Raw genomic sequence first — 25,656 nt, forward strand, 5'->3', positions numbered from 1 at the left:
ACCCATTCAATACACATTAAAATAAGGTAATCATTATGGCAAACTCTCTGTTTTCCAAAGAAATGCAAGACCAACTCAAAGAGCTTAAAAGCGAATTGAGCAAAGGTCGCCCTACTTCACCTAATGATCCTGAGAATGAAAAACCAACGGATCCGGTAGCCCTACCAACCAAAAAACAAGTAGAAAAAACTGTTAAGCAGCTAGACAGTGAACATATCGATGATGATAAAGTCTTGTTTATGCAAGCGATGGCTGGTGTGCAACCCATCAAAGACAACAACACCGTATCAGAGATTGCTAAGCCTAAAGTCACCAAACCAGATGCAGCTACCCTATCTAAACGTGCTGCTGCCCAAGGTGAAGACTCTGACTCATTAGAGGCTGGCTTGTCTGATATGCAGGCACTATTAAACCCAGTAAGCGGTGATGCTTATCTGGTTTATAAAAACCCAACTCTACAGAACAAAGTGTTTAATCAGCTAAAACAAGGCAAATTACGCTGGTATGATGCGGTAGATATTCATGGCTGCACTATTGATGAAGCCCGTGAAGCGATGACAACGTTAATTGCTCAGGCCAAAACCAACAACGAATCAGTGGTAAAAATCGTACATGGTAAAGGCTCTGATGCAGTATTAAAGACTTGCGTAAACGGCTGGCTACGTCAATTACCTGAAGTGCTTGGCTTTTGCTCAGCGCCCCCAAAAGATGGCGGTAACGGCGCAGTATTGGTATTGTTAAAAAAGAATAAAAACCTAGATGCTTAATTAACGAGTCACTTTGAAAACTTGATAATTTAAGTCAGATAACTGTCTATAAAATAAGTGCTTATCAAAAAAAATAAAAAAGAACACGATCTAAGATCGTGTTCTTTTTTTATGCTCTTTTTCTTATGTTAAGCAGCTTATGACTAAGGTGATTCCGTAAACGGGTTACTGCCGGAGTTTGAGCTACTTGGACCCTCAGATTCGATAATCATGCGCTGTGTTTCAAGAGCATGTTCAACTGGATAGGTCTCAATTTGTTTTAGAATATCGATTAACAGCTGCGTTTGCTTGTCATAAAACTCATCAGCACCACTGGCATATAGATACGCTCTAAATTCAATCACCATAGAATCCTGGCGCAGCTCTGCAATTCTCACCTGTGTCCACTCAGAGTTGGTCAGTTCATGATCAACCACAAACTCTTCCATCTCAACCAAGAACTTCTCAAGTACTGCTGCTTCAACATTACGCTTAATATAGATATTATGTAAGAAGTGGAACATATCACGTGAAGCAAAGTTCTCAATCGACATCGATGAAAAGTCACCATTGGGTACGGTCACTATGGTTCTATTTAACGTACGTAAACGAGTCGAGCGAATACCAATGTCAATGACCGTCCCTTCTAGATCACCAAACTTACAATAGTCACCAACGCGTACCGGCTGATCGGCAACAACAACCACACTACCGACCAAGTTTTCGATCATCTTTTGCGCACCAAGGGCTAATGCCAAACCACCCACACCCAGTGCAGCAATACCAGTGGTCAAATCAAAGCCTAAATTACCGAATATAAAAATACTCGCCAATATCAGTAGTAAGGTTTTGATAATCTTATGCAGTAGGCTTAAGATTGATACTCTTTCTGTCTGATTGCGCTTATAGCTTTGACGCTCAGCACGATGGAAAACGGCATCCACAATGCGTAGCAATAACCAAGTCGAAGCAAACCAACCGACAATATCTTTGATACGGTTAACGGGCTCACGTACTGTCACCGAAACGCCGGCATAGACCATGACTTCATACAAAATTATAGAGGTAATCACCAATGCCAATGGCAAGATAACCTTAGTATCGACTGGTAATGGCTTTTTGCGAACTTTTGGATAGTAGTTTTTCAAAAACAAGTACAGTAGGCCCACAAAGATATATGACGCGGCGACACAAAATAACGCCAAAATAAATACCGCAAAGATATCGGCTACCCCATAACCACCTATGGTTTTATTTTGTAGCGGTTTTAATGAGTATTTATCAATAATTGTGGTCTTAGCTGCGATATTGGAGCTTTTAATAGACTGCAGTGTCTTACGCGAGATCTGCCAATATTTATTACCATCTGCAGAAGTCCGACGCACTAGCAAGATATCAATGACTTGATCTTGAGCGGTAATGGTACCCACTTTTTCTAAAATCGGCGGTAACTGATCTGCTAAATTACCGGTTGCAGTATTGTCAATTTGCAGCTCTGCATTTAAACGCCCGCCCGTATCTAAAGCCAACTTAACCTGGCGAACCACTTCAATTGGGTTTTCTCCTGTAGTCAGGTTAAGGTAATTAGCAGCCAAGGATGCATTATTCTCACCTAAGGCTTTAATAAAGCCTTGCACCGTACTCCTAGGTGTCTGTCTACCAAAGGGATCTACCACATCCTCTTCTGTCACTACCTTTTGAGATGCAGCATCTGGATCTTCAGCATGAGCGCTAACAGATAACATCAATGCTAACAATAGCCCCATTATCAGCACTAAAAACTTAGCCTGCTGTGACCCTTGTTGCGTTTGGCCGCGCTGCCCCTGATTAGATTGTTGAGCAGGTATTTTCTTAGCGACTTGCTGCCCGCTTTCAGGGACAGACGAAGCGTTAGTGTTGTGTTTTGAAATAAGCATCTTTGACAGCCTAGAAGGTTGCAAGTTGAAAGGTTTGCTAATTTTAGCATGAGTTTGAAAGGTAACAAGGCAGTAAAAGTTTTCGTGTGCGCAAAAAGCATGATTTTGTTGCTGAGGTTGTATTTATAAGCGCCATTAGCTCTATTTTAAGATATCAATCTAAACTTTAGCATCACAGTATTAGGGTAATGTTGAATGTAACTAATGAAAGCATGAGCAAATATCGCTCTAATTTTTTTATTTTTTAACATTAATAAGTGATAATACTCTAGTATGTCTTGATTGTTAATTTTATTATTTTTAGGTAAGTATATGAACACCTGTTTTAGCCCTTTGTACAAAAGCTTGTTTTTAGTCAACCATAACTATCGCCAGCTTAGTTTAGCCACAAGTACGGCATTTATCGCCTCTTTAGCTTGCGCCCCTGCCCTAGCTGCTAACGGTGATGCTATAAATCTTGACGCTAATAGTCCACATATTACATTACCGACAACCACCATCACTGCTACCCGAAGCCCGACTGCGATTAACAATACCATCGCTCAAACGCGTGTGATTAAAAGTGAAGACTTAAAACATTTTCAGGGTCAAACCGCATTAGATGTTATCAAACGTCAGCCAGGTTTTAACTTCAAGCAAACTGGTGGCATGGGAACATCTAGCAACTTTTATGTGCGTGGCTATGATAATAAGCAAATTTTAGTACTAATTGACGGTGTACCTTTCAGGTCATTATCTACCGGTGAGCCTGCTTTAAACCTTATCTCTTCTGACCAGATTGATCGTATTGAAATATTATATGGTGCATCAGGCACTAGTATCTATGGCGCAGATGCCATGGGCGGTGTGATTCAAGTATTTACCAAAGGTTATAATGGTGACCACAGTCAGTTTTCTGTCACTGCCGGTGCTGGTAGTCATGATCATTATCAATATGGAGCGTCAGCTCAATTTAATAGCGACAGTGGTACTCGTCTAAGCTTGTCAGCGAACCGTAATGAAACCAAAGGCTATAATGCCACTTTCATTGATCATCCTTGGGGCATCTACAACCCAGACGACGATGGTTTTGAAAGTAACAACTATAGCTTACGCTTAGATCAAAAAATCAACGATGACATCAATGTTGGTATCAGTGGTTTGTATAGTGATTCAGAGACTGAATTTGATAATGGCTTAACCAACGGTAAAGATAACACCTTAGCTAAGCAAAAAAATGGGGCTGCTCAAGCCTATGCTAACTGGCGCTATATGCCTGGTTCAAACCTAAAACTAGCCTATGGTCACTCTATCGATAAGTCTGACAACCCAACTTACTCTAGTTATTACAATACTAAGCAAGATCAAATCAGCTTAGTTGGTCAACATGCTTTACCCGTAGGTACAGCCATTTATGGTGCTGAACATTTAAAACAAAAACTAGACTCAAACCAATACCAAACTGATGATCGTAAGGTTACCAGTGGTTTTTTAGGCTATCTTGTTTCATATGACAACATCGATGCACAGGCCAATGTGCGATATGATGACTACTCAGACTTTGATGATAAGACGACTTATAACTTAGGTGCTGCGTATCGCTTTACTCCTGATTTTCGTATCGGTGCAAACTATGCCAAAGGCTACCGCGTACCGACATTCGGCGACTTGTATGCATGGGGTGGAGATCCAAACTTAAAGCCTGAAACCAGTGATAACTACGAAGCTTTTGTAGACTATACTACAGTCAACCAAACCACACGGCTGACAGGCTACATCAACAAGTTAGATGATATGATTGCAGGTGATGAAAACTATCAACGCAAAAACTATACTAAAGCCAAGATTGAGGGTGTCACTTTTACCACGGATTGGAATATAGATGACTACTTATTTGGTCTAAGCTATGATTACCAAGAAGCCAAAGATGATGGCGACAAGCAGGATAAAGGTAATTATTTACCAAATCGACCCAAGCATAAAGGTTTAATCTACGCTGGCTATCAACTTGCTGATTTAGATCTACGTGCAGAATATGAGTATGTTGGGCACTATTATTATGATGGTACAAATAATGATAAAGCAGACAACTATGGTCTCTTTAATATCAGCGGTAACTATCAATTGTCACCCAATCTATCACTGTCAGCGCGCTTAAATAACGTATTTAATAAAAAATACGTAACCTCGCCTGGCTATAGCACAGACGATGGCACCAACTTCTTTACTTCTTTAACCTATACTTGGAAGTAATTGGCTAACAGTTATTGCGTATCAATAAAAAAGCCACTCAATCGAGTGGCTTTTTTATTTCTATATTTTTAGTTTTACCTTTCAAAATCCAATATTATTACTAACCTGCCTAACCGATAGCCCTTATTTATTTTTAGGCAGCTTTTGTGGCAGATAAGTGCGCAAGTAGCTAATACAGGCTGTGACTGCCTCATCAATCATCTCAGAGGTAATGACACCATGTTGACGATATGATAATGAAAACACACTATGCGCCAGACTATAAGCGATAAACACCTTTGAATGTAACTCTGGGTAATTTGAGGCATCATAATGAGAGGTCAACCTGTCAGTGATCATGTTGACCATACTCACATCAACTTTCTGTTCATAATCAACGCTATCAAAATCTGGTGTATTACAGCCATACATCAGCTTGTTTTTGGTCAAGTCTTTATTAAAAGTAACCGCTGATTCACGTATGATTTTTTCAATATAACCGTCCCACTGATTAAAATCGGACACTGAAATTTTCTCTAAAATATGCAGCGTTTCGATAAAGTTTAAAAATCGAAGAGCTAAGAAAATGGACTCTACATTTGGGAAAAAATGATACGCAGATGCACGAGGAATACCTGCATCTTCACAGACATCTGCCAAGCTAATATCGCCAATATCACGAAACTCACTAAGTTTTTGAGCACTCATCAACAATTTTTGCCGACGTACTCGACCTTGCTTACTGGTATGCTTAAATTTATTAGGTACGAGTATTTTAGCAAGCTCTGAATCAACTAAAATATCTTGAATCAAGTCATCTTTCTTATGTGGCATTTTACTGATCTCTTTCAGTTAATACATAATACAGTCAATTAAGTTATCACTAATCAACCTGCTCTATAAAATGAATAGCAGCTCATCATAATATATTGGCGTTACTGGTAGAGCTCTCTACTCACTCATAGTGCTTATTAATTGTAAATAACAATAATGTATATTATTAATATGACAGTATTCCTGCCTAAAATCAAAAATAAAGTTATACTTAAAGGTCTATTATAAATGCTAAATTGGACTAGCTTTTATTAAGCTTTTGTGCCATCTTAAAATTATAATGCCTCTAGAAAATCGTACCACATTAAACCATATAAAGTCATATAGTATAAGAGATATTTATAATAATACTTATGCCAACTATATACTAATTCTAATCAATATATCACAATATACTTAACTTAGTTCAATTTTAGCCCTGACAATGCCATGATCGGAGAAGCGATTGTCATATTCTTTTTTTAGATGGTCGTTAAAGTAATCGACCTGCTTCACTTCACCAAGCGAAAACTTACCATCGACCAAGAACTCTTCAGAGACGAACAGCTGGTCAATAACCTCTGGCATACCCTGATACAAGTGGGTGTAGGCCACATCTCGCATCCAACCATAACTGGTCTGAATACGCGCTGCATCAAATAGCGCCACATCGCGCATGGTCTTGTCATAGATAACCTCGCTAGTTTCTGCCAGCAGCTGAGTGGTCACACTGTCCGTCACATCATTCATATCACCCAATAAGATTAACGGATGGTTAGTATTGCGCAATATGTCTATCATAAAGATTCGTAACGCCGCCGCTTCTGCCGCTCGCATGCATAAGCTTCTAAGCTTAGCGCGCACCCGCACTCTTGGGTCGTCATAGTCTTCTAAACGGTTGCCTTGCTCATCACGTAAGTAGTGAGGTCGCTTGCTTTTAAGATGGGCGGTTACCACGGTGATAGGCTGCCCGTAGACATCCAAAGTGACCGATAAAGGCGGGCGATTAAATGCGCGATATAACCCTTGATCAGGCACATCGACTACTGCCAGTGGATCAAAATCAGTCAGCTGCTGCCACTCAATCACTTCAAACTTTGAAATAATACCCAAAGCCGGTGTCCCTTGAGCACCTTTACCTTGCGTTAGCTGGCTTGAAGGGTCATTACTGGCCATAGGCGCCAGTACTTGAGAGCGCTCAAAACCTAGTTTTACTGCCAAATCTTGTAATGCCTGCTCATCCCACACTTCTTGCAATGCGTAGATATCCGATCCTGCATTGCGCAGTAGCTCAGATAGTCCATTTAATTTACGCTGATACTGATCGTCAGTATAAGCGTCCATATTGTCGTAAAAGGTGCGGTGTGGTAGCGCAAAATTTAGCAGGTTGCTGGTTGCTATCTTAAACTCTTTGTCTTGATTGGAATGATGTCTTTGGCTCATTTTCTTCTCTTTATGGTTATGCTTATATATGGTTTTACTTGTCTGATCGACTGTGCTTAACTCAGCGTCCTGATATCGTTCTTATACAGACTAGCTGATTTATTGCAGTGTCTTACTAATGGCCTGATGCCACTTATGTAAATGCTGCTCCCGCTCATCTGCTGACATCTGTGGCTCAAAGCATCGGTCTAAATGCCATGAATCATCAATGGTGGTTTCATCATATAGCCCAGCATTGATACCTGCCAGCAGCGCGACTCCTTTAGCGGTAATCTCGGTATCTTTGGGTCTGAGTACAGGAACGCCAAGCATATCTGCCTGAAACTGCATCAATAAATTATTATTCGAAGCGCCGCCATCTACCCTAAGCTCTGTAAGTGGACTGGGGCTGTCTTTTTGCATGGCGGTTAATACATCGTAAGTTTGGAAGGCAATTGATTCTAAAGCTGCGCGTGCAATATGTGCTTTGCTACTACCACGGGTCATACCGAAAATACTGGCAGTAATATCTGAGCGCCAATAAGGGGCACCGAGTCCGGTAAAGGCAGGGACTAAAACCACTTCTTCACTGCTCTCTACTTCATTGGCTAAACGCTCAACGTCTTGGGACTTATAAAACAAACCTAAGTTATCGCGTAACCACTGCACGATGGCTCCTGCCATAAACACACTGCCTTCAAGCGCATAGGTCACTTCTCGCCGAGCTGGGTTTAGTATTCTTTGACCAGACTTGACCAGTTTTGATAAAGAAGGGTGTTCAATTTGATTGCCAATGAACTGCTGGTGTTTTAATCGGCGCTGCCAGCCGACTGTGGTCAATAACTGATGCTGACTTAACTGCACCTCATGACCGATGTTCATCAGCATAAAGCAGCCAGTGCCATAGGTATTTTTTGCCATGCCTTCTGACACACAGCCTTGTCCAAATAAAGCCGCTTGCTGATCACCTAACACCGCTTGAATTGGAATTTGCTTGGCAAACAGCCCTTTTTTAGTTTTGCCAAAGTCACCATCGGAAGCAATCACCTTAGGCAGCATTTGCTTACTGACATCAAACTTACTCAACAGCTCATCTGACCATTGCAGCTTATTGATATCGTACATTAAGGTGCGAGAGGCATTACTGATATCAATCACATGCTCACCGCCAGTCAGCTTAAACATCAACCAACTGTCTATGGTGCCAACCGCGACCTCACCACGTTGGGCTCGGTCTTTTAAATTTGGATGGTTGTCTAACATCCAAACTATTTTACTGGCACTAAAGTAAGGGTCTAAACGCAGCCCTGTCACTTGCTGCACGTGTTGCTGCATAGTGACATCTGAATCTTTTAATTGTTGCTTTTGCAGCTGCTGGCACCAACTGTCTGAACGTCTGTCTTGCCAAATAATCGCAGGTGCCAAAGGTTTGCCGGTACGCTTATCCCAAAATACGATGGTTTCGCGCTGATTGGTAATAGCTAAGCTTGAAATATCTGTTGCCAATAAGCCGGCTTGGTTAATGGCATCATGGGCACAGCTGATTTGAGTGTGCCAAATCTGCATCGCATCTTGCTCAACATACCCTGCCTTGGGCGTTATCAAAGTTGTCTCTTGCTGAGAGACCTGAATGGGCCTGGCCCTGTCATCATAGATGATGGCTCGACTTGATGTCGTTCCTTGATCTAACGCTAAAATATAACCGGCCATAATGCCCTCTCTAAAAACGATTTATTGATTCATTATTAATATACTTTAGTACTTAGTATTTTATTACGAAAATTATTAGTAGGTAATAAATTAGTGTGACAGCAAATAGTGAGTGCTATAAGAATAACTCAGTAAGACAACAATAACTCAATAGCGCTTAAGGTTTCAAATAACACTTAATATTTCAAATCTAGTTATCAATAAGCGCTGATAGCTGACTGTCGCTGATGTTAATGGGCATAAAAGCAGCTATAAAAATGCGTGTAATACTTGATTTAAATAGCGACGTCCTAAAGCAGTCGGCTGAATCCAATCAGCTTGATTTTCTAAAAGCCCTTGCTGCTGTAACTGGTTTATAATTGGCAAAATTGGCGCCACTTGCAGCCCTGTTCTTGCAGCATACACACTCAAATCAACCCCTTGGGTTAGCCTTAACACATTAAGCATAAACTCACCGCAGATTTCATCGGTTGCAATCGGTACCAATCCAACCATTTTGGGATAGTGCTTATAGCTCATATAATCTTTTGGCAAACGGCTTTTACTAAAACGGTATATGCCCTGCTCTAATGCATCCGTCTCATTGCTATCACTCACATCTGCTATGGTGATTTTGCCATGTGCTCCTGCCCCAATCGCCAAATAATCACCAAACTGCCAATAGTTAATATTATGACGGCTACCGGTATCGTTAGCGCTTACCCAGGCCGAAACCTCATAATTACGATAGCCTAATTGAGATAATAGAGCACTGCCCTGCTCCTCAATTTGCGCCAAGTTATCATCGTCTGGTAATACAGGCGTATTGCGATAAAACACAGTGTTGGGCTCGATAGTCAGCTGATACCATGAGATATGAGTTGCGCCTGCGGCATGTGCCAATCGAATGTCCTCTAGCGCCTCAGTGACACTTTGCTGCGGTAGTCCATGCATCAGATCGACATTGATACGCTCAAAACCCGCTTGTTTCGCCGCTTTAATCGCCTGCTGTGCTTGGTTGGCATTGTGAATGCGGCCCAATGCTTGAAGCTTGCTATCTGAAAAGCTTTGCACGCCAATCGACAAACGATTAATACCGACCGCTAAATACTCAGCGAACGGCGCATGTTCTAACGTTCCTGGATTAGCTTCCATAGTTACTTCGATATCTGCAGCCAGTGGCAACACTTTATTAAGATGCGCAAACAATCGCTGATATTGGTCAATCGGTAATAATGAAGGTGTACCACCGCCAATAAATATGGAGCTGATTTCACGCCCTTGGATATATGGCAACTGTGAGTCTATATCTGCTATTAATGCAGTCACGTATTCTGCAAAAAATTCAGGCGACTGCTGCTGTGTTGAATTTGGCTTTTGTTCATTGACCGGCAAGGTATGCGAGTTAAAATCGCAGTACGGGCATTTTTTGACACACCAAGGTATATGGATATACAAGGCGAGCGGAATATCAGCCACCGCTTGCTGTGAAAAAGTAGGATGCTCAATTGTCTGATGTGAAGGCATAGGGTTTTGCAACATAGATTCGATGACTTATATTTATGATGAAGTAACTTTTTAAACGGTAATTTCTTAAACAGTGATTTTTTTAAACGGTAATTTTTAAACGCTCATATTTTTGATAATTAAAGTGGCTTTTGATAACAAAGGCTATAATAATAGCTTAGCGATAAGCTCTTATACTTAAAGTCTTATGCTCAAAGACCTTATACTTACTGGCAGATAGTGGTATAGTTCTTGCCTTTTGACCCAGTGCTACCTTACTTACTAGCCCAATCTGCTACTAAAAACCAAACTAATTGCGCATTATAGACACTAATGGTTTTAGGTTTAAAACATTTAGCGTTAAAATAAGCGCTTTGGGTGCTAAAAACCGCTCATGAACGAGCTTAATATTTAACGAAATATTTAATCAAACCAGTTATTGTAACGACCCTCATTTTACACTTATTCAAACCTGCCATATTGGCAGGTTGTTTCATTTTTGTCTTATCTCTGAGATAGAAGTTTGCATATGTTGCCTAATTTATCATTTCAAGACTTTAAACAATACAGTTTGCGCCTAGGCACACTCGTTTTTCCTATTTTAATTACTCAGTTTTGCCAAGCGGCATTAGGTGTTGTCGATGCCATCATGGCCGGAGCCGTATCTGCGTTAGACTTAGCTGCTGTATCGATTGGCTCTGGTGTGTGGCTACCATTATTCTTATTAGCCACTGGCACCTTGATTGCCACTACGCCGCTTATCGGTGAGAAGATGGGACAAAAAAGGCCCGAAGATGTACCGCACATTACTCAGCAATCTTTATGGGCCGCGCTTTTAATTGGTATTATCGGGCTCATTGTGGTGTCTTTAACGCCTAATATTTTAGGCGCCATGGGTGTGCCTGCAGACATTCAACCCAAAGCCTCTTTATATCTTCGCTTTGTGGCGTTAGGCTTCCCTGCTATTGCCTGTTACGCAGTACTTCGCAGCTATTGTGAAGCGCTTAGCCGCCCTGAGCCGGTGACCGTCATTAGTATTATTGGCTTACTGATTAATATTCCGATTAACTATATTTTCATTCATGGTTTATATGGCATGCCTGCACTCGGCGGCGCTGGCTGTGGTCTGGCAACGGCTTGTGTGCTTTGGATTAACGTTATTTTATTGGGCACTTATTTATATTTTTCCAAAAACAAAGCCTTTGTTGTCACTCGATTTTTCCATAATTTTGGTGCGCCTGATAAGCAACAAATTACCAAACTGTTTAAATTAGGTGTGCCCATTGGTATTTCTATCTTTTTCGAAGCCAGTTTATTTAGCTTGGCTTCTATTGTTATCAGCCCATTGGGAGCCATTGCAGTCGCCTCGCATCAAGTGGCATTGGCGGTGACTTCACAGCTGTTTATGATTCCTATGTCCGTTGCGATGGGACTGACCATTATGGTATCCAACCGCTTTGGTGAGCAAAACTGGATTGCGCTGCGTCAGGTTCAAAGCACCGGCCTTATCTGGGCAGTACTGATTGCCTTATGCAGTATGCTGGGCGTTTGGTTATTTAGAGAAGATCTAGCTAATGCGTTCACTGACAACCCTGCAGTAAAAGCGCAAGCCATGTTCTTATTACTATTTGCCATTGCTTATCAATTGGTTGATAGCTGGCAGGTTAACATTGCTGGTATTTTACGCGGCATGCAAGACACCAAGGTACCGATGTGGATTACCCTATTTTGTTACTGGCTAGTGGCGCTGCCGTTAGGGACTTATCTGGTGCGATTTACCGATACAGGCGCAAAAGGCTTTTGGATTGCCCTGGTTACTGGGTTAACTTTATCATCTGTTTTACTCAGTTTAAGATTGATTTATCGTCAACGCCAAGTGCTAAATTTTAAATCAGTTTAAATAAAAAGCTGTTTGGAATTGTTCATAAACAATTGTCTAAACTTGATACAAAGGGTTAATCAGCCTATTATTTAGCACTTTATAGCTAAAATTTAGAAAAATATCTGATTTTTCAAACTTTTATTGATTTATTTTTATCACATTTACAGGGTGAGTGGTTACGCTTTATCTCAACATTTAAGCGTATAATAACAACATCTTAGGAAACAGTTGTACACTAAGTTTAATAATGTGCCATAATATCCATGCTGATATTGGGCTAAAATTAGCCAACTGAAACCTAATTACATCAATTGAAGCTCATCAAATGTGAAAAAATTTGTTACAATATAAGTTATTAATTATAGAATAACCGGTAGGCAACCGTATGGACATAAAAAAAATTCGTACGCTCATTGAGCTGATGGAAGAAAAAGACCTTGTAAATCTTGAGATTAAAAATGGAGAGGACAGTGTCAGTTTAACCAGACACTATAACACCCCAATCCCCTCAATGATGGCAGCTGGACCTGCATTTATGCCAGAAACACCTGCTGAAGCAGTCAATCCTGGCAGTTTAGAAACCTCACCTATGGTTGGGGTCTTCTATGCCGCTCCTAGCCCAAGTGATCCACCATTTGTTACTCCAGGCCAGAAAGTACAGGCTGGAGACACACTCGGTATCATTGAGGCCATGAAAATCATGAACCCACTTGAAGCGACTCAAAGCGGCATTGTTGATGCTATTTTGGTTGAAAATGGTGACGTGGTTCAATTTGGTCAACCCGTCATTCGTTACAAAAGCTAAGATATAGGCACCTTGATGATAAAAAAACTGCTGATTGCCAATCGTGGCGAAATTGCTCTTCGTATTGTGCGTGCCTGTAAACAGCTGGGCATCAAAACCGTTGGTGTCTACTCGACTGCTGACGAAGACCTGATGCACCTGCGTTTTGTTGACGAAGCGGTATGTATTGGGAAACCCAATGCCAATCAAAGTTATTTGAATATTTCCGCCATCATCACTGCTGCTGAAATCACTGGCAGTGATGCCATTCACCCTGGTTATGGCTTTTTAGCAGAAAATGCAGAATTTGCTGAAACCATTGAAGATGCGGGCATCACCTTTATCGGTCCACATCCAGACCATATCCGCTTAATGGGTAACAAGGTATCTGCGATTAATGCCATGAAGCAAGCTGGCGTCCCTACTGTGCCAGGATCTGTTGGTACAGTGACCTTGAACAATGCTGAAGAGCAAGCCAAAAACATTGGCTTTCCATTGTTAATTAAGGCAGCAGCTGGTGGGGGCGGTCGTGGTATGCGCATTGTTGAACGCTTTGAACATCTGAACGAACAAGTTCAAGCCGCAAAGCAAGAAGCTGAGCTTTGGTTTGGTGATGACAGCGTTTATATGGAGCGTTATCTACAAAATCCGCGCCACATTGAGGTTCAAATATTAGGCGATGGCAATGGTAATGCCATTCACTTATACGATAGAGATTGCTCCTTGCAGCGTCGCCATCAGAAGGTGTTTGAAGAAGCCCCTGCTCCAGACATTCCTGATGACATTCGCGAGCCTATTTTACAGGCTTGTGTGAAAGCCAGTGAACACATTGGTTATCGCGGTGCAGGTACCTTTGAATTCTTATTCGAAGATGGTAACTTTTATTTCATTGAAATGAATACCCGTGTACAGGTTGAGCACCCTATCACTGAGATGATTACCGGTATTGACGTGGTTGTTGAGCAGCTTAAAATTGCTGCCGGATATGGCCTATCTTATCGCCAAAATGAAATCAGTGTTCACGGTCATGCCATTGAATGTCGTATCAATGCTGAAGATCCTAAGACCTTCGCGCCTTCTCCTGGCAAAGTGACTCAGTACTTCACCCCTAGCGGCTCAGGCGTGCGTTTCGATTCTCATCTGTACCCAGGTTATACCATTCCGTCGTACTATGACTCTTTGATTGGTAAGTTGATCTGTCATGGTCAAACCCGTGAACAAGCCATAGCCAAAACACTACATGCGCTAGATGAGCTGATTATCGATGGGGTTAAAACCAATATCCCATTGCATAGAGATGTCATCTTGCAGGATCCTGCCTTTACCTCTCAGGCTCAGAATATTCATTATTTAGAGCAGCGTCTATTGGCGCCAGATACCGATAGCTAGACTAGCAATCACAGCAGCCAACACTAAATAGTGGAAACTACTAAAATTAATAATTAGTAAATAACACATACAAAAAAGCAGATATCCATTGATATCTGCTTTTTTATTACAAGGCTTTATATTAGATGGCTTATTAAACAAGTGACTGTTATTACAAACCACTAAATCAAATGATTAAGATAAATCACGACCTTTGCTAGCCTCAATCGCTAAACGTAAGCCGTTTAGACGGATAAAGCCTTCAGCGTCTTTTTGATCATAAGCGCCGGCGTCATCTTCAAAAGTAGCAATCTTCTCATCAAACAATGAATAAGGTGACTTACGGCCAACAACGCTGACACTGCCTTTGTATAGTTTCACACGTACCGTACCGGTTACATGCTCTTGAGACTTGTCGATTAATGCTTGTAGCATTTGACGCTCTGGGCTGAACCAGTAGCCGTTATAGATGATTTTTGCATAACGTGGCATCAATTCATCTTTTAGATGCGCCGCTTCACGGTCTAATGTTAATGATTCCATCGCACGGTGTGCTTTAATCATAATGGTACCAGCTGGTGTCTCGTAGCAGCCACGTGACTTCATGCCAACATAACGGTTTTCAACGATATCTAGACGGCCGATACCATGCTTGCCGCCCAATTCATTTAGCTTAATCATCACTTGGTATGGCTCAAGTTTCTCACCATCGATAGCAACGATATCACCTTTTTCATACTCAAGCTCGATGTACTCAGGTGTGTCTGGTGCTTGCTCTGGGCTCACTGTCCAGCGCCACATATCTTCTTCTGCTTCAGTGTATGGATCTTCTAGGATGTCACCTTCATAAGAGATGTGTAGTAAATTGGCATCCATCGAGTACGGTGATTTTTTCTTGTTAGCAGCAAAATCAATTGGAATGTTATGCTCTTCAGCATAGGCCATCAAGCTTTCACGGCTTGATAAATCCCACTCACGCCAAGGCGCAATCGTTTTAACTTCTGGCGCCAATGCAATCGCACCAAGCTCAAAACGAACCTGATCGTTACCTTTACCCGTAGCACCATGGCTAATGGCATCAGCGTTGTGCTCTTTAGCAATTTCAACCAAACGCTTAGCAATTAAAGGACGTGCAATAGAGGTACCTAGTAAATATTCACCTTCATAAATCGCATTGGCACGGAACATAGGGAACACATAATCACGCGCAAATTCAGCACGCAAGTCTTCAATATGAATGTGTTTGATGCCCATCGCTTCAGCTTTAGCACGCGCTGGCTCAACTTCTTCACCTTGACCGATGTCTGCAGTGAATGTGATGACTTCGGCATCATAGGTGTCTTGAAGCCACTTAGCGATAATAGAGGTGTCTAGTCCGCCTGAGTATGCCAGAACGATTTTATTAATATTGTCTTTATTCTCTATTGACATAATGCATCCTTTTAGGAGTAAGTGAGAGGATTAATGGGTATTGGCAAGTATCACGAGTGAAAGTATCACGGGTGCTGCAAACAACTGATGTCACTAAATATTCAACCTTTCAGTTTACACTATTTGATAGCGCAAAAAAAGACGCATAACCTACCCTGCCCTAGTGCAACCGTGTTTCAAATCGATAGTTCACTGTGGTTTAAACAGCCTACACACTGATTATTTTAATTTTAAACTCAGTTTTAATCTTGGCTATAGGTCAATATCTTTAATTAATGCTGACAGTGATATAAGGATAGCAGTCACTGCCGAATTTATTGCCAAAACCTGTTATCATTATAGCCACAGACAACCCAACTTTACATTTGAGATGGCTACCGACTATGACCGAAACAACTTTGAACCATACTAATAACGACAATACAGACACTAGCCTAGACAATAATAGCGCAGCACAGCGTGAAATTACCCTAACCCGTCCTGATGACTGGCATATTCACTTACGTGATGCTGAGGCACTGCCAACCACTGTTGCCCATGCTGCTGAGCACTTCAATCGTGTGATATGTATGCCAAACTTAGTACCACCTGTGGTCAATGTTGATGATGCCATCGCTTATCGCGGCCGTATCTTAGACGAGTTGCAGCGAGCCAACATCAAAGAGGAGTATAAAGCCTCATTTAACCCACGCATGACTTTGTATTTAACGGATACTACCAGCGCTGAAGACATTAAATTGGCGGCCGAGTCAGGTATCGTGCAAGCGGTGAAACTTTATCCAGCAGGTGCCACAACCAACTCATCTGACGGTGTGACCAATTTGGCTGCGCGCACAGATGTGTTTGATGCCATGCAAAAGTACGGCTTACCGTTATTAATTCATGGCGAAGTCACTGAATCGCATGTGGATATTTTTGATCGTGAAAAGCAGTTTATCGACACCACTTTGACCCATATGGTCAATCAGTTCCCTGAACTAAAAATCGTGGTTGAGCACATTACTACCGGTGATGCAGCTGACTTTGTGTTATCACAAAGCGAGCGTGTTGCAGCGACCATTACCCCTCAGCATTTGCTATTTAACCGTAACCATCTGTTGGTTGGCGGTGTTAAACCACATTTTTACTGCTTACCAATTTTAAAGCGTCGTCAGCATCAAGAAGTATTACTCGATGTCGCAACCAGTGGTAATCCTAAGTTTTTCTTAGGTACCGACTCTGCGCCTCACGCCACTCATGCTAAAGAGAATGCTTGTGGCTGCGCCGGTTGTTATTCAGCGTCTATTGCCCTTCCTTTATATGCCACTGCATTTGATAGTGTTGGCAAAATAGATCGACTAGAAGGCTTCGCCAGTCAGTTTGGCGCTAAGTTTTACGGCCTACCGGTTAACAAAGAAACGGTTACCTTAGTGAATACCCCTATGCAGGTTCCAGCAAGCTACCCTTACATGCAGCAGCAAAGCCTGACGCCGTTAATGGCTGGTGAAACTCTACCTTGGTCATTAAAGCAAGATTAACCCTTAACCTGTATACGACCAGTAAACCAAAAACAGCTGTTAATTATTAATGATTAACAGCGCTGTTTTTATTACTCGTATTAACGTGGCCTCTATTTTTATCCTTTATTTAATTTGCGGTTTTTGATTTATGACACACTCTAATTTAACAGAAGCTAATACAGCAGCATCAGAGCAGACGGAACCGAGGGTCTGTGCCAATACCAGTAGTGAGCAGACCAGCGCTGATCAAATTAGCAGCACTCAGCTCAATGGTAATGGTTTTGCACAGCAACCGGTGCTAAAACTGGTCGATCGATTTCGTAAGTTTTTACCGGTTGTGGTCGATGTAGAAACGGCCGGATTCAATGCCGCAACTGATGCGCTATTAGAGATTGCCTGCATCCCTATCTTAATGGATGAACAAGGCGTGTTTTATCCCGGTGAAGCACTCAATGCTCATTTAAACCCATTTGAGGGCGCCAATCTTGAACAAAGAGCATTAGAGTTCACTGGCATCGATCCCAATAATCCGATGCGAAAAGCCATTGCTGAGGAAGAAAAACCAGCGCTGCGCCGTATTTTTAAGTCATTAAAAGAAGTACGCCGAGCCAACGAGTGTATGAAATGTATTTTAGTCGGTCATAATGCTCATTTTGACTTATCTTTCTTGAATGCCGCTATTGAGCGTACCAATAGTAAAAATCAAAACCCTTTCCATCAGTTCTCTGTATTAGACACCGTTAGCTTTTCAGCGCTTGCCTATGGGCAGACAGTGTTAGCACGCGCTTGCAAAGCCGCTGGTATCGATTTTAGCGGCTCTGAGGCACACTCAGCACTTTATGACACTCAAAAGACAGCAGAGCTATTTTGTCGCATTCTAAACAGCTATCCAATGTTAGAAAATGCGATGCACTCAATGGTACCTGAAGATTCAGAAGAAAATACTGAAAGTAACGAGTCAGAAGATAACGACTAATCCGATGCTATTAACTCAACTTTGGATCTATCCAGTGTCTTTACAGAGCGTTTTAGATCCAAATCATGTGTTAATTTGACTGTTTTCTAACTTTTTTCACTTTTTTTGCATTTATTTTAAAAAAGTTCAAAAAAAGTGTTGACAACCTAGGGCGTACTCTTTAGAATACGCACCACTTCGACATTAACGGTGAAAGCGGTCGAAGTGGTCTGTGTCCCGTTCGTCTAGAGGCCTAGGACCCCGCCCTTTCACGGCGGTAACAGGGGTTCGAATCCCCTACGGGATACCACTATTTTGTGATATCTAGTTAGTCATTATCCGGTTGATAATACTAACAACCAAAAAGCCAAACTCAATGAGTTTGGCTTTTTTTATTGTCTTAATTTTATCTTAGTCTATCTAATCTAGTAGCTGTTTATTACGACTATCTTTACGTTGTACGGGTTACGTTAAATTGATAGGCTAGTTTTTAAAATAAATACTCAAATAAAGCTACCGGTCTAATCTGTTTACACAATAGCTCAGCTAATTAGATTCCAGCATGCTTTCAATCAATTGTAAGTCTTCTGGATAAGTTAACTTGATGTTCTGACGACTGCCCTGCACCATCTGAATCGGATAGCCCATATACTCAAAAGCACTGGCCTCATCGGTAATCATCACGCCCTGCTCAGCAATATGCTTTAACACCTCATTTAAGATACCCGCTCGGAACACTTGAGGGGTTTGTGCCTGCCATAACTGACTCCTATCGACCGTACGCTCAATCACGGCTTGCGAATCAACACTCTTTAAGGTGTCTGCTACAGGTACGCCTAATATAGCGCCATACTCAGCGCTACACGCAGCCTCAATAACAGCATCAATATGCTTAGCCGACACACAAGGGCGAGCAGCATCATGAATAAGAATTAAATCTTCTGCTCTAGCACCTGCGTCAAGAATACGGGTTACACCAGATTGTACTGACTGCCAACGCTCTGCACCGCCTACTGCAAACGTTACCGGTAAGGCATAAGACAAGTTTTTGGCCTGAGTGTCATCACTGGCTATCACCAAAAACAGTTCATCGATATATTTGCTGTCAGCTAACGCAGCCACACTGCGCTGTAAGATGGTTTCGCCTTTTAGCCGAGTATATTGCTTAGGCTGCGATGAACCAAAGCGGCTACCCTTGCCAGCGGCGACAATAAGACTAAAAACACGAGGGGATGACGAGTTACTCATTAATCAGGCACACTCTCGACAGCATCTTCTGGATTTACAGGCTCTGCAGGTTGACTACTGTGAGTCACTGGCGCAGTTGATAGCTGCACAAACGTCTCACCTGGCTTAATCAAACCTAAGTCCAAACGCGCATGCTCCTCTACCGCTTCTAGACCATTTTTAAGATCATTAACGTCAGCAAGAAGTACTTTGTTTTCGTCCATTTTTTGATCATTTAACCGCTTTTGCTGCTGTATCTCAACTTGCAGCTCTTCTAAATTGCCACGACCACTTTTGCCCATCCAGTACTGGTACTGTAAGCCCAGCAGCACTGCGACAGCAATTAAAAGCAACATGAATTGGCTAAAATATTTCATAGGACGACTTAGGTTGGTCACAACTTCAAGCGAACAACATGCCACTTTAGGTTGTAAAGATCATTGAAAGAATAAAGAGTCTGGCTTTTGAATAACAAAAACTAAATAACAACAACCTAGGTAACGAACCAATCGCTACCTAGGTGTTTGATTTATACATATATTGTATCGTTTAACGGCTTACTAACCACGTAATCCAATAAACTCTTCACCACCACGGTAGCTGGCATGTACTTGCTGCTCAATACGTAGTAATTGGTTGTATTTAGCTACACGGTCAGATCGGCATAATGAACCGGTCTTAATCTGACCTGCAGCAGTACCTACTGCTAAATCAGCAATAGTGCTGTCTTCAGTCTCACCTGAACGATGTGAGATAACAGTCGCATAGCCATTTTTCTTAGCCAGATAGATAGCATCTAACGTTTCAGATAAGGTACCGATTTGATTGAACTTAATCAAAATAGCGTTAGCAATCTTCTTATCAATACCTTCTTGCAAGATAGCTGGATTAGTTACGAATAAGTCATCACCTACCAACTGTACTTTGTTGCCAAGCTTGCTGGTTAAGTAAGCCCAACCATCCCAATCTGACTCATCAAGACCATCTTCAATTGAGATAATTGGATATTGCTCAGTTAAACCAACTAAGTAATCTGAGAAGCCTTGGCTATCAAAGCTCTTATTGCCTTCACCAGCTAGGATGTACTGACCATTTTTGTAAAACTCACTAGCGGCACAGTCAAGCGCTAAGTGAATGTCTTTACCTGGCTGATAACCGGCTTGCTCAATGGCTTTCATGATAACGGTAATGGCTTCTTCGTTACTGCGTAAATCTGGTGCAAAACCGCCTTCATCACCAACTGCGGTATTCAAGCCTTGCGCTCTTAGTACAGACTTTAAGCTATGGAATACTTCAACACCAGCACGTAGTGCTTCTGAGAAGCTAGTAAAGCCAGTTGGCTCGATCATAAACTCTTGAATATCAACCGTATTATCCGCATGCTCACCACCGTTTAAGATGTTCATCATAGGTACTGGCATGGTCAAAGAGGTTTGATTGCGTAGGTTAGCAATGTACTGATGCAGTGGGATGTTTTGTGATATCGCTGCGGCTTTTGCAGTTGCTAATGACACTGCAAGCATGGCGTTAGCACCTAGATTGTCTTTATTTTCTGTACCATCTAGTTCGATAAGCTTGTTATCGATGTCTTGTTGGTTAGTGGCATCGCTTTCGATTAATGCACTTCTGATTTGGCTGTTTACGTTGGCAACTGCTTTTCTAACGCCTTTACCAAGGTAGCGTGATTTATCACCATCACGTAGCTCTAACGCTTCACGCGAGCCAGTAGATGCGCCACTTGGTGCTGCTGCACGCCCCATTGAGCCGTCGGCAAGAATAACGTCTGCCTCAATGGTTGGGTTACCACGTGAATCAAGAATTTCACGGGCACGAATGTCTTGAATTTCTACTGCATTAGTAATATTTTCTGCGTACATAGCGTCTACAAGCCTCTTGGTTAAATCCTGGTTAAATAATGATAGCCATTTTGAAAACAAGCCAACAACCTATTAATCTTAAACGGATGTGGCAGTTTGAGTATTGCCACTTACTGGTTTTAATTAGGTTTTTCTAACGTGGTCAATTCTCACAAATGGTACAAAATTAAAATTAAAAAAGATACTAAAAACTAATCGATCGCTCGTTATTTTGAGCAAAATTGTTTTATAAGTTTAGGGTACAAAACATGTGTGTAATCATAGCATAAAATCTAAATATCTTGGACATCAGATTATCAGACTTTATAACGGGTCAAGCGTAGCGCATTCATTAAGACTGATATGGAACTTAAAGCCATTGCGGCCGCAGCAATCATTGGACTTAATAGGCCAAACGCTGCTAACGGAATACCCAGACAGTTATAAATAAATGCAAAAAACAGGTTTTGTTTAATATTACGAACCGTCGCGCGTGCCACATCAACCCCAGCATGCACTTGCATAATCGAATCACCCATCAACCGTGCTGAGGCACTGTGCTTGGCCACTTCTGTGCCTTCAAGCATCGCAAAACTGGCATAAGCTGTCGCCATTGCCGGCGCATCATTGACACCATCGCCTACCATCGCCACTTTACGACCTGTGGCCTGATGTGACTCAATCCACTGCGCTTTGTCACGTGGTTTTAAGCTGCCGTGCGCCACTGGTATCTCCAGCTGTTCAGCGACCTGATTCACCACTGATGGCTTATCACCACTTAATAGCACCACTTCTAAGCCATCGGCTTTTAAAGCTTTCACTGCTTGTGGGCTTTCTTCTTTTAGCTCATCAGCTAGAGCAAACATACCTAAAGGAACATCATCGACACTGACCGCGATAGTACTGGCGATTTGCCAAACTTTAGGTAATTGCTTAGGCAGATTTAATCCCACAAACTCTGGGGTACCGACTTTTACCAAGCCAAATCCAGCAACTTGTGCTTGTACGCCCATACCGGCTACCACATCCACCTCTGATGCAGACAATAACTCAATCGCCTTGTCATGAGCAGCATTGACCACAGCCGTTGCTAACGGATGGCTAGCATGTGCCTCGACACTGGCCGCTAATTGCAATACATCATCGGCGTTAATGGCTTTGTTAACCATCATTGCGTCAACAATATGAGGGCTGCCTTTGGTTAGCGTACCTGTTTTATCAAACACTACCGTATCCACACCACCGGCTACCTCTAAGCTTTGAGCATCTTTAAACCAAACGCCATGACGAGCGGCGACTCCCATTCCAGCCATAATAGCAGCAGGGGTTGCTAGACCAAGCGCACAAGGACAGGCAATGACCAGCACTGATACCGCATGAAGCACAGCCGCATCCATGGCACCGGTAAACCACCAGGTTAGCCCAAAGGTCAATAACGCAATCCCAACAACCACTGGCACAAAGATAGCAGCCACTTTATCTGCCAATCGTGCCAAATTGGCCTTACTGCCTTGCGCTTCACTTAGCGCCTTTACCATATCGCTCAGCTGAGTGTCACTGCCAGTCGCAGTCACTTGATAGTTGATACTGCCATTGTCTACCATGGCACCTGCCAGCACTTTATCGCCTGGCTTTTTGCTCACCGGTACCGACTCACCGGTTAGATGGCTTTCATCACACCAGCCTTCTCCCGATACCACAAATCCATCGGTAGCAATTCGAGCGCCTTGTTTGGCACGTAAGATATCGCCTTTATTGACTACCTCTAAATTGACCTGCTCAAAGTTTTGGCTACTTTGTTGCTCACTGGTTTGCTCGGTATCGGCTGCAGAAATTTGCTGAGCACTGTCTGTACCCATCACCCATCTTTCTACTGTGGTTGGGGTTAACTCTAGCAGCATGTTTAAGCTGTTTAAACTATGGCGCTTAGTACGCAGCTCAAGATATTTACCCAACTTCACAAAGGCGATAATCATCACCCCTGCTTCAAAATATACCGGCACATGAGCACCATGCTGCGCGATAATGTCTGACAGCGCATAAGAACCTTGTAGGCTTTGAATCCATACATAGGTTGAATAGGCCCAAATGGTAAAGGTGCCGATGACCACCAGTACATCCATGTTGGCCAATCCACCTTTAATAGACGCCCAAGCACTTCGATAAAATGGACCGGCTAAGCCAAGCTGCACAATAGTCGCCAATATAAACTGTATCCATAACGGTGGCATCCAGCTCATACCTTGTCCTATCAGCATACCTGCCATACCGACCAAAAACGGCAACATACAAATCCAGATAGCAATTAGGCGCCAATCTGTGCTCGGCTCTTGTAGCTGTGGTATGTCATTATTTAATAAAGGCTGGGCACTAAAGCCGGTTTTACTCACCCACTCTGCAATCTGATCAGCATCCGCTTGCGAGGCGTCATAAGACACATTCAATGTTTCGCCAGCGAAGCTAACACTGGCCGATTCTACCGCCGGCTTTTTATTGAGCACTTTTTCGATACGAGTCGCACAAGCTTGGCACGACATACCTTCAATCTGAAACTGTGCTTTGCTAAGGGTTTCAGGATTGTGCTTTGGCAGATTGATGGGATTAGAAGAATGCGACGCAGACATAGTATTACCAAATAAAGGTTAAAGTAGAGAGGATAAGGTGATTATATATAGCGCAAGTGCTTTGCTAACTAGCTGTCTGCAACACTGGCGTCGAAGCCAGCCTCTTCAATAGCTTCAACAATTGCATCTACCGACGTTGCTTGCGCATCAAAGCTGACTGCCGCTTTATTGCCGTCTAAATCAACCTCTATATTTTGTACGCCATTTAACTGACTGACTGCATTATCCACGCTTTTCACGCAGCCGCCACAAGTCATACCTTCGATATTAATCACACGGTTTTCTAATGCCATGATGAGCTCCTTAATGGTTATTTATTATTTGTTAGCCGTTTATTATGTTATTCATTCTTTAAAAGTTATGGCCAATATTACACCAGCTATCTGTCATTATCTGGATTTTGTGGTGCATCTTCAGGGAATGGCTGAGTGATGTAATCCACTGTATTGACAGCCGCTTTAAAAGCATGCACCGATGTCTTCTCATCATCATAATGGACCACGCCTGTCTTGTTTTCAGCGTTGATCTCAACATGGGTTACCCCATCAATATTCTGTAATGCAGTGACCACGCTCTCAATACCATCGGTATCGTCGATATTATCGATATCAAATCTTGCTACTTGCTTAGCCATTAAACACTCCCTTTTATCTCGCTAACTCTTCTGCGGCAGTGTATCTATACCATTATAGATACACCACACTCAGATTCCCGTTTAGTGGGTATCTAATACCTTAAAGCCTTTTACTAAGTCATCTATCTGCTTTAACTGTGCTAAGAATGGCTCTAACTGACTGGTACGCAGCGCACAAGGGCCATCACATTTGGCGACGTCTGGATCTGGATGTGCTTCTAAGAATAGACCGGCAAGTCCTGTTGCCATACCGGCACGTGCTAAGGTACTGATCTGCTCACGACGACCGCCGGCACTGTCACTGCGTGCACCTGGCTGCTGCAAACTGTGTGTCACATCAAAGAAAACTGGCACATCCATTTTCTTCATGATATCAAAGCCCAACATATCAACCACTAGGTTGTTATAACCAAACGAGGTGCCACGCTCACACAAGATCAGCTTGTCATTACCAGCTTCCAAGCATTTATTGATAATGTGGCGCATTTCATGCGGTGCCAAAAACTGTGCTTTTTTAATATTAATAATAGCGCCAGTCTTAGCCATCGCTTGTACCAAGTCCGTTTGACGGCTTAAAAAGGCAGGCAACTGAATGATATCAGCTACTTCTGCTACTGGCTCAGCTTGATATGGTTCATGCACATCTGTGATGATAGGCACATTGTATTTTTCTTTAATTTGACCCAGCCAATCGATGCCCTTTTCTAATCCAGGTCCACGAAATGAGTGCAGGCTTGAGCGGTTAGCCTTATCAAAGCTGGCTTTAAATACATAGCCAATGCCCAGACGCTCGCAGATATCGATATAGCTTTCTGCAATCTCAAACGCTAACTCTTTGGACTCAAGCACATTCATACCGCCAAATAACACAAATGGCTGGTCATTACCAATGCGGATATCATTTAATTGTAGATGCGATTTTGCGGTGGTTAACTCACTCATAATGCTCTCTTTTATTATTAATGGATTAGATAGATATTTATTGTGATGGGCTTAGACTAGTCTAACCGTTGCTGTCTAAACTGTCTAACGCACGCCTTATTATATTAGCTGTCTATTATATTATAGCTGGTGGTGATAAATGAAATAGAAT

General features: G+C 42.3%; 20 protein-coding genes and 1 tRNA gene. 8 read left to right on the top strand and 13 right to left on the bottom strand.

Going from position 1 to position 25,656, the window contains the following annotated elements; all coding sequences use genetic code 11:
* Window positions 1–35 precede the first annotated feature (35 nt).
* A complete protein-coding gene (locus A6J60_RS03315) occupies window positions 36–767 on the top strand; it encodes a Smr/MutS family protein (protein WP_096064724.1) in 732 nt (243 codons plus the stop codon).
* Between the two features lie 143 nt (window positions 768–910).
* Here the strand turns inward: A6J60_RS03315 and A6J60_RS03320 are convergent, their stop codons facing one another.
* On the bottom strand, window positions 911–2,662 hold the full coding sequence (locus A6J60_RS03320) for a mechanosensitive ion channel family protein (protein WP_096064725.1): 1,752 nt from the start codon (window positions 2,660–2,662) through the stop codon (window positions 911–913).
* A 312-nt stretch (window positions 2,663–2,974) separates the two neighbouring features.
* Between A6J60_RS03320 and A6J60_RS03325 the strand changes: the two genes are divergently transcribed.
* The gene (locus tag A6J60_RS03325) at window positions 2,975–4,894 is read left to right on the top strand and encodes a TonB-dependent receptor domain-containing protein (RefSeq protein ID WP_096064726.1); all 1,920 of its coding nucleotides are present in this window, start codon (window positions 2,975–2,977) and stop codon (window positions 4,892–4,894) included.
* Window positions 4,895–5,017: 123 nt separating this feature from the next.
* Here the strand turns inward: A6J60_RS03325 and A6J60_RS03330 are convergent, their stop codons facing one another.
* The 4 genes from A6J60_RS03330 to hemW all read right to left on the bottom strand — a co-directional run bounded on the left by A6J60_RS03330 (window position 5,018) and on the right by hemW (window position 10,324).
* Window positions 5,018–5,707 (bottom strand): TetR/AcrR family transcriptional regulator, encoded by a 690-nt coding sequence (locus A6J60_RS03330; RefSeq protein ID WP_096064727.1) that lies wholly within the window; start codon window positions 5,705–5,707, stop codon window positions 5,018–5,020.
* 396 nt (window positions 5,708–6,103) lie between these two features.
* Window positions 6,104–7,129: an endonuclease/exonuclease/phosphatase family protein gene (locus A6J60_RS03335; protein WP_096064728.1), complete on the bottom strand. Its 1,026-nt coding sequence runs from the start codon at window positions 7,127–7,129 to the stop codon at window positions 6,104–6,106.
* Window positions 7,130–7,228: 99 nt separating this feature from the next.
* Window positions 7,229–8,818 (bottom strand): glycerol kinase GlpK, encoded by a 1,590-nt coding sequence (glpK, locus tag A6J60_RS03340; RefSeq protein WP_096064729.1) that lies wholly within the window; start codon window positions 8,816–8,818, stop codon window positions 7,229–7,231.
* Between the two features lie 249 nt (window positions 8,819–9,067).
* On the bottom strand, window positions 9,068–10,324 hold the full coding sequence (gene hemW, locus A6J60_RS03345; RefSeq protein ID WP_096066448.1) for a radical SAM family heme chaperone HemW: 1,257 nt from the start codon (window positions 10,322–10,324) through the stop codon (window positions 9,068–9,070).
* Between the two features lie 508 nt (window positions 10,325–10,832).
* Between hemW and A6J60_RS03350 the strand changes: the two genes are divergently transcribed.
* From A6J60_RS03350 to accC, 3 genes are all read left to right on the top strand, one after another.
* Entirely contained in the window at window positions 10,833–12,203 is a 1,371-nt protein-coding gene (locus tag A6J60_RS03350) for an MATE family efflux transporter (RefSeq protein WP_096064730.1), read from the top strand.
* A 367-nt stretch (window positions 12,204–12,570) separates the two neighbouring features.
* Window positions 12,571–12,990 carry an acetyl-CoA carboxylase biotin carboxyl carrier protein gene (accB, locus tag A6J60_RS03355; RefSeq protein ID WP_096064731.1) on the top strand — a complete coding sequence of 140 codons (420 nt, stop codon included), beginning with the start codon at window positions 12,571–12,573 and terminating at the stop codon, window positions 12,988–12,990.
* 15 nt (window positions 12,991–13,005) lie between these two features.
* The gene (gene accC, locus A6J60_RS03360; RefSeq protein ID WP_096064732.1) at window positions 13,006–14,358 is read left to right on the top strand and encodes an acetyl-CoA carboxylase biotin carboxylase subunit; all 1,353 of its coding nucleotides are present in this window, start codon (window positions 13,006–13,008) and stop codon (window positions 14,356–14,358) included.
* A gap of 174 nt (window positions 14,359–14,532) precedes the next feature.
* Here accC and A6J60_RS03365 read toward each other — a convergent pair whose 3' ends face one another.
* Complete coding sequence (locus A6J60_RS03365; protein WP_096064733.1) at window positions 14,533–15,768, bottom strand: argininosuccinate synthase; 1,236 nt, start codon at window positions 15,766–15,768, stop codon at window positions 14,533–14,535.
* A 383-nt stretch (window positions 15,769–16,151) separates the two neighbouring features.
* On the opposite strand from A6J60_RS03365, the gene pyrC reads away from it, so the two are divergent.
* The 3 genes from pyrC to A6J60_RS03380 all read left to right on the top strand — a co-directional run bounded on the left by pyrC (window position 16,152) and on the right by A6J60_RS03380 (window position 18,532).
* The gene (gene pyrC, locus A6J60_RS03370) at window positions 16,152–17,285 is read left to right on the top strand and encodes a dihydroorotase (protein ID WP_096064734.1); all 1,134 of its coding nucleotides are present in this window, start codon (window positions 16,152–16,154) and stop codon (window positions 17,283–17,285) included.
* A 130-nt stretch (window positions 17,286–17,415) separates the two neighbouring features.
* Window positions 17,416–18,243 carry a ribonuclease T gene (gene rnt / locus A6J60_RS03375; RefSeq protein ID WP_096064735.1) on the top strand — a complete coding sequence of 276 codons (828 nt, stop codon included), beginning with the start codon at window positions 17,416–17,418 and terminating at the stop codon, window positions 18,241–18,243.
* Window positions 18,244–18,456: 213 nt separating this feature from the next.
* A tRNA-Glu gene (locus tag A6J60_RS03380) sits at window positions 18,457–18,532 on the top strand.
* 236 nt (window positions 18,533–18,768) lie between these two features.
* Here A6J60_RS03380 and ispD read toward each other — a convergent pair.
* The 7 genes from ispD to kdsA all read right to left on the bottom strand — a co-directional run bounded on the left by ispD (window position 18,769) and on the right by kdsA (window position 25,505).
* Entirely contained in the window at window positions 18,769–19,470 is a 702-nt protein-coding gene (gene ispD, locus A6J60_RS03385; RefSeq protein WP_096064736.1) for a 2-C-methyl-D-erythritol 4-phosphate cytidylyltransferase, read from the bottom strand.
* Entirely contained in the window at window positions 19,470–19,826 is a 357-nt protein-coding gene (locus A6J60_RS03390) for a septum formation initiator family protein (RefSeq protein ID WP_096064737.1), read from the bottom strand. Before A6J60_RS03390 ends, ispD begins: the two co-directional genes overlap by 1 nt.
* Before the next feature lie 183 nt (window positions 19,827–20,009).
* Window positions 20,010–21,326: a phosphopyruvate hydratase gene (gene eno / locus A6J60_RS03395; RefSeq protein WP_096064738.1), complete on the bottom strand. Its 1,317-nt coding sequence runs from the start codon at window positions 21,324–21,326 to the stop codon at window positions 20,010–20,012.
* Window positions 21,327–21,622: 296 nt separating this feature from the next.
* Window positions 21,623–23,929 (bottom strand): heavy metal translocating P-type ATPase, encoded by a 2,307-nt coding sequence (locus A6J60_RS03400; protein ID WP_096064739.1) that lies wholly within the window; start codon window positions 23,927–23,929, stop codon window positions 21,623–21,625.
* Window positions 23,930–23,997: 68 nt separating this feature from the next.
* A complete protein-coding gene (locus A6J60_RS03405; RefSeq protein ID WP_096064740.1) occupies window positions 23,998–24,222 on the bottom strand; it encodes a copper ion binding protein in 225 nt (74 codons plus the stop codon).
* 86 nt (window positions 24,223–24,308) lie between these two features.
* On the bottom strand, window positions 24,309–24,563 hold the full coding sequence (locus A6J60_RS03410) for a cation transporter (RefSeq protein WP_096064741.1): 255 nt from the start codon (window positions 24,561–24,563) through the stop codon (window positions 24,309–24,311).
* A gap of 81 nt (window positions 24,564–24,644) precedes the next feature.
* Window positions 24,645–25,505 carry a 3-deoxy-8-phosphooctulonate synthase gene (kdsA, locus tag A6J60_RS03415; protein ID WP_096064742.1) on the bottom strand — a complete coding sequence of 287 codons (861 nt, stop codon included), beginning with the start codon at window positions 25,503–25,505 and terminating at the stop codon, window positions 24,645–24,647.
* Window positions 25,506–25,656 lie beyond the last annotated feature (151 nt).

The organism is Psychrobacter sp. FDAARGOS_221, assembly GCF_002313155.2.
Taxonomy (GTDB): domain Bacteria; phylum Pseudomonadota; class Gammaproteobacteria; order Pseudomonadales; family Moraxellaceae; genus Psychrobacter.